Consider the following 15,202-nt stretch of genomic DNA (forward strand, 5'->3'; position numbering starts at 1 on the left):
ACAACCTACAAGGTTGGAACAAGATCACGATGTCAGCCCGGCGGTGGGTGCCGCGCACAGTGGCACACAGATAGCATCCGGTCGCGAAACCGACACACATTCGGAGGCGGACGATGCCGGGGCGCGGATCATTTCTCGCACTCACGTACGTCGCCCTGGCGGCGGTGGTGCTCCCCGCCGCCCCCGCACCCGCGGCAGCCGCACCGGTTCCGGTGAACCGCCGGGCCGCGCCCCAGTGCGACGCCAGGGCCGACCCCGCCAAGTTCGTCGCCGAGGATCCCTGGGCCCAGCGACGTTACCCACCGGACCGGCTGGCCCCGCTCGCCACCGGCGCCGGGGTCACCGTCGCCGTCATCGACTCCGGGGTCGACGTCGACCATCCCCAGTTGCGCGGGCGGGTGGCCGACGGCACCGACCTGCTCGACTCCGGCGGCGACGGCACCCACGACTGCGTCTACCACGGCACGGCCGTCGCCAGCATCATCGCCGCGACCCCGCGCGACGGCGTACGTTTCCACGGGCTCGCCCCGCTGGCCACGATCCTGCCGGTACGGGTCAGCGAGCAGCAGGACCTCGACGGTGAGCAGAAGGCGCGCAACGTCACCCAGCAGGAGTTCGCCCAGGCGATCCGGTGGGCGGTCAACCACGACGCCGACGTCATCAACCTCTCCGTGGTGCTCTACGAGGACAACCCGGCCATCCGTGACGCGATCGGTTACGCGCTCGAGCGGAACGTGGTGGTGGTCGCCGCCGCGGGCAACCGGTACGAGAAGGGCAACCCGCGCCCCTACCCCGCCTCCTACGACGGGGTGCTGGGCGTCGGTGCGATCGACGAGAACGGCGTACGGGCCTCGTTCTCGCAGACCGGGCCGTGGGTTGACCTGGTCGCGCCCGGTGTCGGGGTGCTGGCGGCGACCGCCGGCCCCGGACACAGCAAACACGACGGCACCAGTTACGCCGCACCGTTCGTCGCCGCCACGGCCGCGTTGCTGCGGCAGTACCAGCCACAACTGTCGGCCGCCGAGGTGGTCGCGAGGATCGTGGCCAGCACCGATCCGGCACCGGACGGTGGGCGCAGCGACGCGTACGGCAGTGGCGTGCTCAACCCGTACCGGGCGCTCACCGACACCAGGCCCGCCGGGGCGGCGCCGACCGCCGCGGCGCTGCCGGTGGAACAGGGCGATCCGGTCGCCGTCGCGGCGCAGCAGCGACGCGACCGGGCCGGGGAGCGGTCTCTATGGGTGGCCGGGGGGGCCGGTGGGCTGGCCGCGCTGGCCCTGTTCCTGGCCGTGGTCCTGCCCCGGGGTGCACGGCGGGGCTGGCAGCCGGCCGGGCGCGGATAGCGACGCCGGCCGGTCCGCCAATCCGCCTACTGGAACAGGCTGGTGTTCTTCTTCTCGGTGCTCTGGTAGTCGGCCGCCGAGTCGTCCACCGCGATCTTGATGTCCCGGAGCATGCTCTGCAGATCCTGCGAGGCCGAACGCCAGGCCGCCTGCCGCTGCTCGTAGGCCTCCTTGGCGTCGCCGCTCCAGGTGGAGACGAGCGGCGCGGCGTCGCGCTCGAGCTGGCCGAGCTGCGAGTCGAGCGTGTTCAGCGCCCGCTGGATGTCCGCGCTCGCCTGCTGCAACGCGGTGAAACTGACAACAAGTACGCCATCGTTCATCGGTTTTGTCCTCCCCCGAGGATCAGAGCGGCAGCGAGATGCCGCGGTTGGTGTTGGCGACCCGGCTGGCCGCCTCACTGTCGGACGCGTCGTACTGCTGACCGGAGGTACGGACCGCGCCCGCCGTCTCCCGAAGCGCCCGACCCAGCTTCGCCTGGTCGCTCGCCCACTGCTGCTTGACCTGCCCGAACGAGCGGCCGCCGGCGCCCTGCCAGGCCTGCTGGAGCCCTTCCAGCTCGCTCATGAGGCTGTTGAGCATCGACTGGAGAGACTGGTCGACCTCTTCGAACTTCTTCGCGGTCTGTTGCATCACCGCGGCTTCTGCCTGCGTCTGGGACACCCCGGACGTCACCCCGTTCCCTTGATCGTGGCACCCCCGGCGACCACTGTGGACGCCGCGGCGGATCGGTCCGCCCATCGACCGGCACCCGCGCCGGTACGGCGAACTCCGTCGCTGACCGTAGCGGGCCGGGACCATGCCCGGTAGCCCCTGCCAGCGGCCTGTGGAAAACTCCGGCCCTGATGGGCGGCTCAGTCCTGGGTGGCCGGTGACCGTGCCGCGGCCGGATCCAACGCCTTGCCCGCCGGGACCAGCGCCACCAGACTCGCCGGCAGGCGCAGGGGTTTCGCGTTGCCGAAGCCGAGCATGCCGAGCACGTCCGCACCCGTCACCGCGTGCCGCCGGCCCAGGTCGGTGACCACCGAGATGGCTCCACCGGACAGTCCCGGTGCCGCCACCGCCTCCACCACCGCGCCCCGACCCGGCTCGACCAGGATGTGGTCGGCGAGCGCCGCGCCCTGCACCGACTGGGCCGCCGTACGCGCCGCGTCGGTGAGGTCCGGCAGGTTCGCCCCGACCAGCATCTGCCGTACGCCGCTGTCGTCGCGGACCTGCGCGCAGAGCCCCCCGCTCTCGGCCGGCACCAACTCCGGCCGGTTCGCCGGGGGCGCCCCCGGATCCTCGGAGACCAGCGAGTCCACCTTCGGGACCCGGGCGTACGTGCCCTGGGACATCGGCGTCGGATCGTCCTGCCGACCGGCGGTGAGCAGCAGGTCCGCCTGTACCTGGGTGATCCCGGCCAGTCCCTCGCGCTTGGCTACCGCGTACTGGCGGCCACCGCCCTGGCTCTCCACCACGAAGACCTCACCGACCCGGGCGTCATCCACCCCCTGCGACTCCCGGCCCTGGTCGGCGATCGGGACCCGACCCAGGTCCGAACCTGCCGGCAGCGCGTTGAGCAGCGCCGGGGCCACCGGCACCGGACGCTCACTGGCCCAGGTCAGCGCGGGCAGCACCAGGTCGGAGTCCCGGATCAGGTGCCGACGGTTGTGCCAGACCAGGTACAGGCTGCCGTCGGGGTGGCGGACCAGGACACCGTTGTCGCCCAGTGGCGTACCGCCGGCGACGTCGCCGCCGACGAGCAGCGCCGAGCGGGGTGCCACAGGGCCGTCGCCGGTGACCAGGGTGGAGCAGACCGTCCACGGTGCGGTGGAGAGCCGGTCGGCGGCCGGCAACGAGTCGGGGGCCCCACTGATGCCGAGCGTGTTCCCGCGCGGCACCCCCTCGATCGACTTACGCGACACCAGTACGGTCTTCGGCTGCGCGCCACCGACGATCAGCAGGGCGGACGCGTAGTTGAGCACCAGGTGGAGTTTTTCCTCGCGGAAGACGTACCGGGCGCCGGACTCCTTCTCGACGATCACCGCCGCCGGATCGCGCCAGCTCTTGGCGCCACCGCCGACGATCGCGCCGTAGACGGTGACCCCGCCGAGCGCGATCGCCGCGATCAGCACACTGGCCAGGGTCGCACCGGCCGCCCGCCGGAACGGTGACTGCGCCGGGTCGGTCTCCCGCATGACCAGTGCGGCCACCACGCGTTGGACCATGAACTGGTAAGAGTGCAACTGGTCCTGCCGAGACGGCATGCGGGCCCCTCCCCGGTGTGTCCGGCCCATACGATAGGCCCCTGCGGGAGTGTCGCGGGGGGACGCCCGTGGGGCGGGCCCATGCACGGGAGGCTATCGCGGTGACGGTGAGTGTGGCGGATGACGTGGCCCGTTCCGGCGGGTCCGAGGCGACCGGCTGGAGCGGTGACCCTCGGACGCCCGACCCGGTCCGCACCCCCACCGCGTCGGGCCCGGTACGCCGCCGGTCGTTCGGTGTCCGGGCGGGACAGATCGTGGCCGCCCAGACCGCGGTGGCCCTGCTGCTCGCCGCCGCCGGACGCGGACCACTCGTCATGGTCGCGGCCGTGTTCGGCGCCGCCGTGCTGGTGCTCACCGCGTGGCTGCGGCTGCGCCGCCGGTGGCTGTTCGAGTGGATCCGGATCGGCGTGCGTTATTCGCTGCGCCGGCACGCCCTCGCCCCGTCCGCCGAGCCCGAGTCCCTGCTCGACCTGCTGGTCCCGGGTGCGCGGGTGTTCCCGGCCGAACTCGGTGGCGACGCGGCGGCGGTGATCAGCGACGGGTACGGGCTGACCGCCGTACTCGAACTCGGGGATCCGACCGGGCTGCTCGCCGACACGCCCCTGGCTCTGCCCAGTCCGGCGAGCCTGCTCCCGGCGGCCGGCGCGCAGACTCCACCGATCCGGATCCAACTGGTCCTCACCGGAGCACCGGCGCCGACCCTGCGTGCCGGTGCCGGCACCCCGGCGACCTCGTACCGGCAGCTCACCGACGGGCGGCTGCTCGGGCACGAGCGGGCCCTGCTCGCAGTCCGGGTGCTGCGGGCCGAGGGGTGGTCCGAGACGGACCTCCGCCGGGCCCTGTCCAGCACCGTTCGGAAGGTGTGCCGCCGGCTCGCCCCGGTGCCGGCGCGCCCGCTGGGGGATCGGGCCGCGTTGGGCGTACTCGCCGAACTGGCCCACCACGACGGCGCGTCACCGGCCCAGGAGAGCTGGCAGGCGGTGCGGCTGGGCGGGCTGTTGCAGACGACGTTCCGGCTGCGTCGCTGGCCGGAGGCCCGGTCGGAGACCGCTCGCCGGCTGGTGCCTCGGCTGCTCGCCCTGCCGGCGACCGCGACCACGGTCTCGGTGAGCGCCGGTCCGCGGGTCGGCGCCGCCACCGACCCGGTTCCGCTGGATCTCACCGTACGGCTGGCCGCCGAGAACGCGGCCGGTCTCTCCACCGCCATGCAGGCGATGCGGCGGCTGCTCGCCGCGGAGAACGCGACCGGTCGGCGGCTCGACGGCGAGCACCTGGACGGCTTCGCCGCCACCCTCCCGGTCGGTACGGCCGAGACCGGTCCACCGCGGCAGTCGTCGAACGCCCTGCTGGACGTCCTCGACCTGCCGTTCGGCACGGCCGGGCTGATGATCGGCGCGAACCGGCACGGTGCGGCGGTGACGGTCCGGTTGTTCCGGGCCGAGGCGACCCGGGTGATGTTGATCGGTGGGGTGGCGGCGGCGCAGCTCATCGCGCTGCGGGCGATGGCCCTGGGTGCGCGGGTGGTGGTGCAGACGGCGAGGCCGCGCGCCTGGGAGCCGTTCGTCCGGGCGGTGAGCGCACCGGGTGAGACGATCCCGCTGATCCCGCCCGGTCGGCAGGTCGGCGGCCCGGCCGGCACCCCGCTGCATCCGCTGCTGGTCGTGGTCGACGTGGGGCCGGTCAACGCGGACGCCCAGCCCGGACCGGGTTGGCAGGCCACTCTGGTGGTCCGGGACGGGCTGACCCCGGCGGACACCGATGCCGTCTCCCGCGCCGACCTGGTGGTGTTGCAACCGCTGCGGCCGGACGAGGCGGCCCTGGCCGGGGTGGCGCTCGGGCTCGGTGACTCGGCGGAGTGGCTGACCCGGATCCGCGGCGACATGGTGGGCGTGGTCAACCGGCGGGTGCTGCGTTGGGCGCTGCTGTCGGCGACCCCGATCGAGGTCCAGTTGGTCGGCCCGCCCACGCGTCACTGACCCCGGCCGAGGCCGGGGGCCAGGGCAGCGGATCACAGCTTGCCGTGGCACGATCCGCGGCATGAATTTCCTGACCGGGCTGCTGATCCGCCTCGCCACCACCGCGTTCGCGTTCTGGCTGGCGACGCTGTTCATTCCGGGCATCACCCTGGGTACGGACTCGATCGGCGAAGCGGTCCTCACCCTGCTCCTGGTGGCCGTGATCTTCGGGGTCGTGAACGGGGTGCTCCAGCCCGTCATCAAGACCCTGGGCTGCGGGTTCTACCTGCTCACCCTGGGTCTGATCGCGATCGTGGTGAACGGGCTGCTGTTCCTGTTGACGAGTTGGATCGCGGGTCAGTTGGACCTGCCGTTCTCGGTCGACGGGTTCTGGCCGTCCGCCGTACTCGGTGCGCTGTTCGTGAGCGTGGTGACCTGGGTGCTCGGGATGGTGACCAACCGGGACTGAGACGCCCCCACCGGTCCAGAGTTCGGGAATTGGCCTGGCGCGGACCACCGGTGGTGGCGATACGGTCTGCCCGTGTTGACCATCACCCGCAGCGACGGTTACGAAATCTCCACCGATCCCGACCGGCTCGACCTGGACCGGGTGCACCGGTGGCTGTCGACCGAGTCCTACTGGGCGTTGGGCCGGCCGTACGAGGTCACGGCTCGGGCCGTCGCCGGCTCGATGGTGTTCGGGGTCTACCGGCCGGGTGACGGGGTCCAGGTGGCGTTCGGCCGGATGATCACGGACGGTGCGACCTTCGCCTGGCTCGCCGACGTGTTCGTGGACCCGGAGCAGCGGGGGCGCGGGCTCGGCGGCTGGTTGGCCGAGACCGCGCGGGACGAGGCGACGAAGCTCGACGTGCACCGGATCATGCTCGTCACCGTCGATGCGCACGACGTGTACGCGAGGATCGGCTTCACCCCGCCGGCCACGCCGCACATGCTGATGGAACTGATCCGGCCGCGTCCGGTGGACGGGCTGCCGGGGTCCACAGCGGATCTGGTGACGCCGGTCACCGATAAGGAGAGGACTGCGGGTTCACCCCTTACGGTGAGGGAGTGAGCCAGCTCCGCCTCGGCTATGTCTTCGGACTCAGCGCGTACGTCCTCTGGGGTTTCTTCCCCTTCTACATCAAGCTGCTCCGGCCGTCCGGGCCGGTGGAGATCCTGGCCCACCGGGTGATCTGGTCGGTGGTGTTCGTCGCGCTGGTCCTGGCCGTCACCCGGCACTGGGCGTTCCTGCGCCGGTTGGTCCGGCAGCCCCGGCTGCTGGCCGGGATCGCCGCCGCCGCCGCGCTGATCGCGATCAACTGGGGCACCTACATCTACGGGGTGAACTCCGACCGGGTGGTGGAGACCGCGCTCGGCTACTTCATCAACCCGCTGGTGGTGGTCCTGCTCGGCGTCACCGTGCTGAGCGAGCGGCTCCGTACGGTGCAGTGGACCGCCCTCGGCATCGGCGGCCTGGCCGTGGTGGTCCTCGCGATCGACTACGGTCAGCCGCCGTACATCGCGCTGACCCTGGCCCTCAGCTTCGGCGGCTACAGCCTGCTGAAGAAGCGGCTCGGCCTGCCCGCCGCCGAGGGACTGTTCGTCGAGTCCGCGCTGCTGGCGCTCCCCGCCCTCGGTTACCTCGGCTGGCTCACCTGGCACTCCGGGTCGAGCTTCGGCAACGGCTCGACCGGACACACCCTGCTGCTGGTGTTCGCCGGTGCGGCCACCGCCATCCCGCTGCTGCTGTTCGCCGGTGCCGCGAACCGGCTGCCGCTGACCAGCCTGGGCGTGCTCCAGTACACCGCGCCGATCCTGCAACTGGGCCTGGGCGTACTGGTCTTCCACGAACCGATGCCGCCGGCCCGGCTGGCCGGCTTCGCCCTGGTCTGGCTGGCACTGATCGTCTTCACCGTCGACGCGGTCCGCAACGCCCGCCGCCCCGCCCGGTCCGCCGCCCCGGTCACCCCGGTCGCCGAACCGGTCTAGCCGTCGTCCCGTGGACCCGGATTCCCATCCGGATCCACGGGCAGCCCGGCCGGGCTCACTGGCCGGGTTCGTAACCGAGGTTGGGGCGCAGCCAGCGTTCGACCTCCGACAGGTCCATGTCCCGCCGCTTCGCGTAGTCCTCGACCTGGTCCCGGCCGAGGCGGCCCACGGTGAAGTAGCGCGACGCCGGGTTGGCGAAGATCAGGCCGCTGACGCTGGCGGCCGGAGTCATCGCGTACGACTCGGTCAGGCCCATGCCGATGGTCTCGGCCCCGAGCAGGTCGAACAGCCGCTGCTTGAGGCTGTGGTCGGGGCTGGCCGGGTAGCCGAGCGCGGGGCGGATGCCCCGGAACCGCTCGGCGTGCAGGTCGGAGATCGCGGGCTCGGCGTCCGGCTCGAACCAGTCCCGCCGGGCGCGCAGGTGCAGGTACTCGGCGAACGCCTCGGCGAGCCGGTCGGCCAGCGCCTTCACCATGATCGCCCGGTAGTCGTCCTGCTGGGCCTCGAAGGTCGCGGCCAGCTCCTCGGCACCGTGCACGGCCACCGCGAAGCCGCCGAGGTGGTCCCCGGCCGGAGCCAGGTAGTCCGACAGGCACCGGTTGGGTCGACCGGTCGGCTTCGCCGTCTGCTGGCGCAGCATCGGGAAGTGCGGCCCGGCGATCCCGTCACCGTGTTCGGTGAGGACGATGTCGTCGCCGTCGGCGTACGCCGGCCAGAAGCCGTACGAGCCCTCGGCGCGCAGGGACCCGTCCCGGATGATCTGGTCGAGCAGGGTGTTCGCGTCGTCGTAGAGTTCGCGGGCCACCGGCTGGTCGAGGATCGCCGGGAACTTGCCCTTCAACTCCCAGGCCAGGAAGAGGAACTGCCAGTCGATCATCTCGCGGAGTTCGGTCAGCTCCGGTCGGACCGTACGGGCGCCGGTGAACGCGGGTACGGGCAACTCGTCGTACGGAACCCGTTCCCGGTTCTCCCGCGCCTGGGCGAGGGTCAGCAGGGCGACCCGTTCCCGTCCCTCGTGCTGCACCCGCAGGCGCTCCTGCTCGGCCCGGTTGCGCAGGTCGAGTTCTCCGGCCCGTTCCGGGTGCAGCAGGTCCGACACCACCCCGACCACCCGGGACGCGTCCAGCACGTGCACGGTGCTGTGGTCGTACGCGGGCGCGATCCGTACCGCCGTGTGCTGGCGGGAGGTGGTGGCCCCGCCGATCAGCAGCGGGAGCTTGAGCCCTCGGCGCTGCATCTCGGTGGCGACCGAGACCATCTCGTCCAGCGACGGGGTGATCAGTCCGGACAGGCCGATCACGTCGGCGCCCTCGGCCACGGCGGTGTCCAGGATGCGTGCGGCCGGCACCATCACCCCGAGGTCGATGACCTCGTAGTTGTTGCAGCCGAGCACCACCCCGACGATGTTCTTGCCGATGTCGTGCACGTCGCCCTTGACCGTCGCCAGCACCACCTTGCCCTGGCCGCGTCCGGTGTCGACGCGCCCGGCCAGCCGCGCCTCCTCCTTCTCCGCCTCCATGTACGGCTCCAGGTAGGCGACGGAGCGTTTCATCACCCGGGCGCTCTTGACCACCTGCGGGAGGAACATCTTGCCGGCGCCGAAGAGGTCGCCGACGACCTTCATCCCGTCCATCAGCGGTCCCTCGATCACGTCGAGGGGGCGGGTCGCCTGCTGCCGGGCCTCCTCGGTGTCGGCCTCGATGAAGTCGACGATGCCGTGCACCAGCGCGTACGACAGGCGTTCGCGTACCGGCGTCCCGCGCCAGGACAGGTCCACGGTGCGCTGGGTGCCGGAGCCGGTCACCGTGGAGGCGAACGTCACCAGCCGGTCGGTGGCGTCCGGACGCCGGTCGAAGAGCACGTCCTCGACGAGTTCGAGGAGGTCGGCGGGGATGTCCTGGTAGACGGCGAGCTGGCCGGCGTTGACGATGCCCATGTCCAGCCCGGCCCGTACGGCGTGCAGCAGGAACGCCGAGTGCATCGCCTCGCGTACGACGTCGTTGCCCCGGAAGGAGAAGGACAGGTTGGAGATGCCGCCGCTGGTCCTGGCCCCGGGGCAGCGTTCCTTGATCAGTGGGAGCGCGTCGATGAACGCCTTCGCGTACCCGTTGTGTTCGGCGATTCCGGTCGCCACGGCCAGGACGTTCGGGTCGAAGACGATGTCCTCGGGCGCGAACCCGGCCTGTTGGGTGAGCAGGTCGTAGGCGCGGGCGCAGATCGACACCTTGCGCTCGACCGTGTCGGCCTGGCCGAGTTCGTCGAAGGCCATCACGACGACGCCGGCACCGTAGTCCCGGATCCGGCGGGCCTGGGCGAGGAACGACTCCTCACCCTCCTTGAGGCTGATCGAGTTGACCACGCCCTTGCCCTGTACGCACCGCAGCCCGGCCTCCAGCACGCTCCACCGCGAGCTGTCGATCATGACCGGGATCCGGGCGACCTCCGGTTCGGTCGCGATCAGGTTCAGGAAAGTGGTCATCGCCCGCTCGCTGTCGAGCAGGTCGGCGTCCATGTTGACGTCGAGGATGTTGGCGCCGCCGCGTACCTGTTCGAGGGCGACGTCGACGGCGCCCTGGTGGTCGCCGGCCTCGATCAGCCGGCGGAACCGGGCCGAGCCGGTGACGTTGGTCCGCTCCCCGATCATCACGAACCCGGTGTCGGGGCCGATCGCGAACGGCTCCAGGCCGCTGAACCGGGTCTGGGCCGGCGGTGCCGGCACCGGCCGGGTCGGGCGCCCGGCGACGGCGGCGGCGACCTGCGCGATGTGTGCCGGGCTGGTGCCGCAGCAGCCGCCGACGATGTTGACCATCCGGTCGTCGGCGAACTCGCGCAGCAGCCGACCGGTCTCCTCGGGCTGCTGGTCGTATCCGCCGAAGGCGTTCGGCAGGCCGGCGTTCGGGTGGCAGGCGACGTAGGTGTTGGCGAGCCGGGACAGGTCGGCGACGTGCGGGCGCACCTCGGCGGCGCCGAGCGCGCAGTTGACCCCGACCACCAGCGGCTCGGCGTGCTCGACCGAACTCCAGAACGCCTCGACGGTCTGCCCGGACAGGGTTCGACCGCTCAGGTCGACGATGGTCACCGAGATCCACAGCGGCAGGTCCGGCGCGACCTCGCGGGCTGCCGCGATCGCCGCCTTCGCGTTGAGCGTGTCGAAGATCGTCTCGATCATCAGGATGTCGACGCCACCGTCGGCGAGCGCCCGGATCTGCTCCGCGTACGCGTCCCGGACCCGGTCGAACGTCACCGCCCGGTAGGCCGGATCCTCCACCCGGGGCGACAGCGACAGGGTCACGTTCAGCGGGCCGACCGACCCGGCGACGAACCGGCCGCCCAGCTCGTCGGCGGCCTGCCGGGCCAGTTGGGCGCCGCGCAGGTTCATCTCCCGGACCAGCGACTCCAGGCCGTAGTCGGCCTGGGCGATGCTCGTCGCGGTGAAGGTGTTCGTCGTGGTGATGTCCGCGCCGGCCGCCAGGTACTGCCGGTGTACGTCGAGGATCACGTCCGGCCGGGTCAGGTTCAGCAGGTCCGGGTCGCCGGTCACGTCGTGCGAGTGGTTCGGCAGCAGCTCGCCCCGGTAGTCCGCCGGGGTGAGCCCGGCGCCCTGCAACATCGTGCCCCAGGCCCCGTCCAGCACCACGATGCGCTGGTCCAGCAGCTCCCGGAGCGCCCGGGTACGGGACGCCCGGTTGATGTCGGGGCTCGAAGACGTGTGCATAGGCCACCTCCGCTGTTCAACGGAGGCGCCCTTGCAGTCTGCGGTGAAGATCCGGGTCGAGCGTGGCGGGCGTCTTCGCCCGTTGCAGCGCCTCTCGACCTGAGAGATCCAGGGTACGGGATGCAACGCCGGGACGCCGAAACTCGGCATTCCGTGGGACGGCGGATTCGGCGGAGGGTGGAACGGTTCAGCGGACGTCGTAGCCGAGCAGCGGGGTGCCGTTGGAGCGGAGGACCTCCAGCCGGACCAGGTCCATGCCGGAGAACCGGGTCGCCCCGGTGAAGGTGACCTCCTCGCCGGGGGCGGCCAGCCAGGATCCGACCTGCTCGGCGGCACCGTCCGGCCCGTACGCGACCAGGCGGTAGGTGTAGGTCCTCGGGTGGGTGCCGCTGCTGACGTACTCGCAGCGCATGATCACCTCGGTACCCCATCTGGTGCCGTTGAGTCCGATCTCGGCGCGTACCGGCACGGCGCCGGCCACCGGTTCCATCGCGACCATCCGTACCTGGACGTCGGTGGTGGTCGGGGTGGCGCTGGGCGGGGCGGCGGCGGGGGTCCCCGGATCGCCGCCGAGGAGCCGGTCCGTACCGAGCCCGAGCACGACCGCCAGGCAGGCGGCGGCGAGCACGGTGCCGGCGTACCGGGCGCGGGTGACCCGGCGTTGGCGGCGTTGCGCCGTCCGGGCGGCCGTCAGCAGCTCGGGCAGTCGGGACTCGACGGTCGGCGACGGCGCGGTGATCAGCGCCAACCCGTCGGCGTCCAGCCGGCTCAGCAGCCCCGGCAGGGCCGCGATCTCGGCGACCGCCTGCCGGCAGGACGGGCAGCTCGCGAGATGACGTTCGTACGCGGCGCGGTCGGCCGGAGCGAGCGCACCCAGCACGTACGCGCCGTCGTCGAAGGCGAAGTCACACCGCTCGTCGGGCTCGCTCATCTATTGGGTCACCCCCATCTCCGCCAGCACCAACCGTAGGGATCGCAACGCGTAGTGCGTCCGCGACTTCACCGTGCCCGGCGGTACGCCCAGCCGCGCCGCCGCCTCGGCAACCGACCGCCCCTGGTAGAAGCACTCCACCAGCACCTCGCGGTGGGTGGAGGAGAGCCGGGCGAGGGCCTCGGCCACCATCCACGCCTCCACCGCCCGGTCCGCCTCGTCGGTCAACTGCGGCGGCTCGGGCAACTCGTCGGTGATCACCTCACCGATCCGGGACGTACGCCGCCGCCAGGCGTCGATCGCCAGGTTGCGGGCGGTGGTGAACAGCCAGGCCCGGACCGAGCCGCGCGCCGGATCCAGCGCCTCCGGATGGCGCCAGGCCCGCAGCAGGGTCTCCTGAACCAGGTCCTCCGCCCGCTGGCGGTCGCCGTTGACCAGGCGCAGGGAGTGCGCGAAGAGCGCCTCGGCGTGCTCGTCGTGCAGCGCGCGCAGGAGTTCGGCGTCCCGGTCGCTGATGGCAACCTCCTCGGTGCCGCACCCGGCGCCGGCGCTCCCGACACCCTTGCGAACTGTTCCACGTAATCCACGGGCGATCGGTTCACCCGCCCTGCCGGTGATCCACCCGTCCCCCCTCGGCGCACTTGTTCATGTGGGGTTCACCACAGCGCTGACAGGCGCTCACAGCGCACTCCTAGCGTGCGGCTCACCCACCCACGCGCTTGTCACCGGGTGCGGCCAGCACTTTTACGTGTAAATGCCTTGATCGCTGACAAAGTGCCCCACCCGATCGTCTGATCCAGCCAAGGAGGCCATCCCACATGAGCGACCGTCCCCGGCTGCTCCCCCTGCTCGGCCAGACCGGCCCCCACGGTGGCCGCGACGCAATGACCTGCCTGTACCGCTGCGGCAACGCCTGCGACCACCCGGTACCGAACGAGTCGGACAACGAATACTTCGGTGACGTGGTCAAGGCCGAGGTCACCCGGCGCGGTGTGGTCCGGGCCGGCGCGGTCGGTGCCCTGGTGCTCGGCTTCGGCGGTGCCGCCGCCGGTGCGCTGGCCGGCGCGGCTCCCGCCCTCGCCGCCCCGGGCGGAACCCCGGCCCTGCCGGACGTCGAGTCGTTCACCGCCCGCAAGCCCCCGGCCGGCAACGGCGCACTGACCTTCAAGGCGATCCCGCCGAACAAGCTCGACACCCTGGTGGTCCCGAACGGGTACGACCACGCCGTGGTGGCCCGCTGGGGCGACCCGGTCGTGCCGGACGCGCCCGAGTTGGACGTCCACCACCAGACCGCGGCCCGGCAGTCGAAGCAGTTCGGTTACAACAACGACTTCGTCGCCGTCCTGCCGCTGGACAACAAGGGCAACCGGGCGCTGCTCGTGGTCAACCACGAGTACACCAACGAGGAGCTGATGTTCCCGGGCTTCACCTCGCTGGACGCGCTCACGGTCGAGCAGGTCCGGGCCACCATCGCCGCGCACGGTCTGTCCGTGGTGGAGTTGGAGCGGGTCGACGGCACCGGCGAGTGGAAGCTGGTCCGCAGCGGCAAGCGGCCGTACAACCAGCGGATCACCGCCCTGAACACCCGGTTCGACTTCACCGGCCCGGCCGCCGGCTCGGCCTGGTTGAAGACCGCGGCGGACCCGCGCGGCAAGGTCGCCATCGGTACGCTCAACAACTGCGCCGGTGGGGTCACCCCGTGGGGCACCGTGCTCTCCGGCGAGGAGAACTTCAACCAGTACTTCGTCGGCGGCGACGGTGCGCCCGAGGCGCTCAAGCCGAAGCTGGCCCGGTACGGCATCCCGGTCACCGAGCGCTACCCGAGCGGCAGCCGCAAGTGGGACCGCGCCGACGAGCGCTTCGACCTGGCCAAGCACCCCAACGAGGCGCACCGGTTCGGCTGGGTGGTCGAGGTGGACCCGCTCGACCCGGAGGCGAAGCCGCGCAAGCACACCGCGCTCGGCCGGCTCAAGCACGAGGGCGCGAACGTCATCATCGCCAAGTCCGGCCACGTGGTCGCGTACATGGGTGACGACGAGCGGTTCGACTACATGTACAAGTTCGTCTCCGACAAGAAGTACATCAAGGGCAACTCCTGGACCGCCCGGCAGCACAACCTGACCCTGCTGGAGTCCGGCACCCTGTACGTCGCCAAGCTCGACTACACCAGCGCCGACGAGATCGACGGTTCGGGCAAGCTCCCGACCGACGGCGCGTTCAACGGCCGGGGCCGGTGGATCAAGCTCGTCCGGGGCAACACCTCGTACGTGCCCGGCATGACCGCCGCGGACGTACTGACGTTCACCCGGCTCGCCGGTGACGCGGTCGGTGCGACCAAGATGGACCGGCCGGAGGACGTCGAGCCGTCGCAGGTCACCGGCAAGATCTACGTCGCGTTGACCAACAACACCAACCGGGGTGTTGGCACGAACCCCAAGGTCGACGAGGCGAACCCGCGCAACGCCAACAAGCACGGGCAGATCCTGGAGATCGTCGAGGACAAGGGCGACCACACCGGCGAGAACTTCGCCTGGTCGCTGCCGATCGTCTGTGGGGACCCGACCGACCCGTCGACCTTCTTCGCCGGGTACGACAAGACCAAGGTCTCGCCGATCTCCTGCCCGGACAACGTGGCCTTCGACGGCGCGGGCAACCTCTGGATCTCCACCGACGGCAACGCGCTGGGCAGCAACGACGGCCTCTTCGCCACCCCGATCGAGGGTCCGGAGAAGGGTCACCTGAAGCAGTTCCTGACCGTACCGATCGGTGCCGAGACCTGCGGCCCGTTCATCAGCACCGACAACCGCTCGGTCTTCGTCGCCGTACAGCACCCGGGCGAGATCAGCGGGGCCTCGATCGAGAAGCCGGCGTCGAACTGGCCGGACGGCGACTTCGCCAAGCCGGGTGTGGTCGTCACCTGGCGCCTGGACGGCGGCCCGGTGGGAAGCTGATCCACCGGAAACTGATCTGACCGACCCCGCCCGGACCGGCACACCGCCGGCTCCGGGCGGGTTCGTGTTCGC

The 15,202-nt window shown here is 71.5% G+C and carries 12 protein-coding genes and 1 riboswitch; of the genes, 6 read left to right on the plus strand and 6 right to left on the minus strand.

Features of this window, described 5'->3' with window-relative positions:
* The first annotated feature begins 113 nt into the window (after positions 1-113).
* Positions 114-1,343, plus strand: a complete 1,230-nt coding sequence (mycP, locus tag OIE47_RS11130; protein WP_326561420.1) for a type VII secretion-associated serine protease mycosin — start codon at positions 114-116, stop codon at positions 1,341-1,343.
* Positions 1,344-1,369: 26 nt separating this feature from the next.
* On the opposite strand, the gene OIE47_RS11135 is transcribed toward mycP, so the two are convergent.
* From OIE47_RS11135 to eccB, 3 genes are all read right to left on the minus strand, one after another.
* A complete protein-coding gene (locus OIE47_RS11135) occupies positions 1,370-1,663 on the minus strand; it encodes a WXG100 family type VII secretion target (RefSeq protein ID WP_326561421.1) in 294 nt (97 codons plus the stop codon).
* 22 nt (positions 1,664-1,685) lie between these two features.
* Complete coding sequence (locus OIE47_RS11140) at positions 1,686-2,003, minus strand: WXG100 family type VII secretion target (protein WP_326561422.1); 318 nt, start codon at positions 2,001-2,003, stop codon at positions 1,686-1,688.
* Positions 2,004-2,194: 191 nt separating this feature from the next.
* Positions 2,195-3,589: a type VII secretion protein EccB gene (gene eccB / locus OIE47_RS11145; RefSeq protein WP_326561423.1), complete on the minus strand. Its 1,395-nt coding sequence runs from the start codon at positions 3,587-3,589 to the stop codon at positions 2,195-2,197.
* 101 nt (positions 3,590-3,690) lie between these two features.
* On the opposite strand from eccB, the gene eccE reads away from it, so the two are divergent.
* From eccE to rarD, 4 genes are all read left to right on the plus strand, one after another.
* Positions 3,691-5,565 carry a type VII secretion protein EccE gene (gene eccE / locus OIE47_RS11150; RefSeq protein WP_326561424.1) on the plus strand — a complete coding sequence of 625 codons (1,875 nt, stop codon included), beginning with the start codon at positions 3,691-3,693 and terminating at the stop codon, positions 5,563-5,565.
* Positions 5,566-5,626: 61 nt separating this feature from the next.
* Positions 5,627-6,013, plus strand: coding sequence for a phage holin family protein (locus tag OIE47_RS11155; protein WP_326561425.1), 387 nt, complete (start codon positions 5,627-5,629; stop codon positions 6,011-6,013).
* A 72-nt stretch (positions 6,014-6,085) separates the two neighbouring features.
* Complete coding sequence (locus OIE47_RS11160) at positions 6,086-6,616, plus strand: GNAT family N-acetyltransferase (RefSeq protein WP_326561426.1); 531 nt, start codon at positions 6,086-6,088, stop codon at positions 6,614-6,616.
* A complete protein-coding gene (rarD, locus tag OIE47_RS11165; protein WP_326561427.1) occupies positions 6,613-7,533 on the plus strand; it encodes an EamA family transporter RarD in 921 nt (306 codons plus the stop codon). Before OIE47_RS11160 ends, rarD begins: the two co-directional genes overlap by 4 nt.
* Positions 7,534-7,588: 55 nt before the next feature.
* On the opposite strand, the gene metH is transcribed toward rarD, so the two are convergent.
* From metH to OIE47_RS11180, 3 genes are all read right to left on the minus strand, one after another.
* The gene (gene metH, locus OIE47_RS11170; RefSeq protein WP_326561428.1) at positions 7,589-11,248 is read right to left on the minus strand and encodes a methionine synthase; all 3,660 of its coding nucleotides are present in this window, start codon (positions 11,246-11,248) and stop codon (positions 7,589-7,591) included.
* A 16-nt stretch (positions 11,249-11,264) separates the two neighbouring features.
* A riboswitch (S-adenosyl-L-homocysteine riboswitch) is annotated at positions 11,265-11,350 on the minus strand.
* Positions 11,351-11,435: 85 nt separating this feature from the next.
* Complete coding sequence (locus OIE47_RS11175; protein WP_326561429.1) at positions 11,436-12,179, minus strand: zf-HC2 domain-containing protein; 744 nt, start codon at positions 12,177-12,179, stop codon at positions 11,436-11,438.
* Positions 12,180-12,695 carry a sigma-70 family RNA polymerase sigma factor gene (locus OIE47_RS11180; RefSeq protein ID WP_326563055.1) on the minus strand — a complete coding sequence of 172 codons (516 nt, stop codon included), beginning with the start codon at positions 12,693-12,695 and terminating at the stop codon, positions 12,180-12,182.
* A 302-nt stretch (positions 12,696-12,997) separates the two neighbouring features.
* On the opposite strand from OIE47_RS11180, the gene OIE47_RS11185 reads away from it, so the two are divergent.
* Positions 12,998-15,130 (plus strand): PhoX family protein, encoded by a 2,133-nt coding sequence (locus OIE47_RS11185; protein ID WP_326561430.1) that lies wholly within the window; start codon positions 12,998-13,000, stop codon positions 15,128-15,130.
* Positions 15,131-15,202: the final 72 nt, after the last annotated feature.

Source organism: Micromonospora sp. NBC_01796 (assembly GCF_035917455.1).
In the GTDB taxonomy this organism is placed as follows: Bacteria; Actinomycetota; Actinomycetes; order Mycobacteriales; family Micromonosporaceae; genus Micromonospora_G.

What these genes read in the sequence shown, in the direction of transcription:
- mycP (WP_326561420.1), top strand. Translation starts at nt 114, where the DNA reads ATGCCGGGGCGCGGATCATTTCTCGCACTCACGTACGTCGCCCTGGCG.
- OIE47_RS11135 (WP_326561421.1), bottom strand. Translation starts at nt 1,663, where the DNA reads ATGAACGATGGCGTACTTGTTGTCAGTTTCACCGCGTTGCAGCAGGCG.
- eccB (WP_326561423.1), bottom strand. Translation starts at nt 3,589, where the DNA reads ATGCCGTCTCGGCAGGACCAGTTGCACTCTTACCAGTTCATGGTCCAA.
- OIE47_RS11155 (WP_326561425.1), top strand. Translation starts at nt 5,627, where the DNA reads ATGAATTTCCTGACCGGGCTGCTGATCCGCCTCGCCACCACCGCGTTC.
- metH (WP_326561428.1), bottom strand. Translation starts at nt 11,248, where the DNA reads ATGCACACGTCTTCGAGCCCCGACATCAACCGGGCGTCCCGTACCCGG.
- OIE47_RS11175 (WP_326561429.1), bottom strand. Translation starts at nt 12,179, where the DNA reads ATGAGCGAGCCCGACGAGCGGTGTGACTTCGCCTTCGACGACGGCGCG.
- OIE47_RS11185 (WP_326561430.1), top strand. Translation starts at nt 12,998, where the DNA reads ATGAGCGACCGTCCCCGGCTGCTCCCCCTGCTCGGCCAGACCGGCCCC.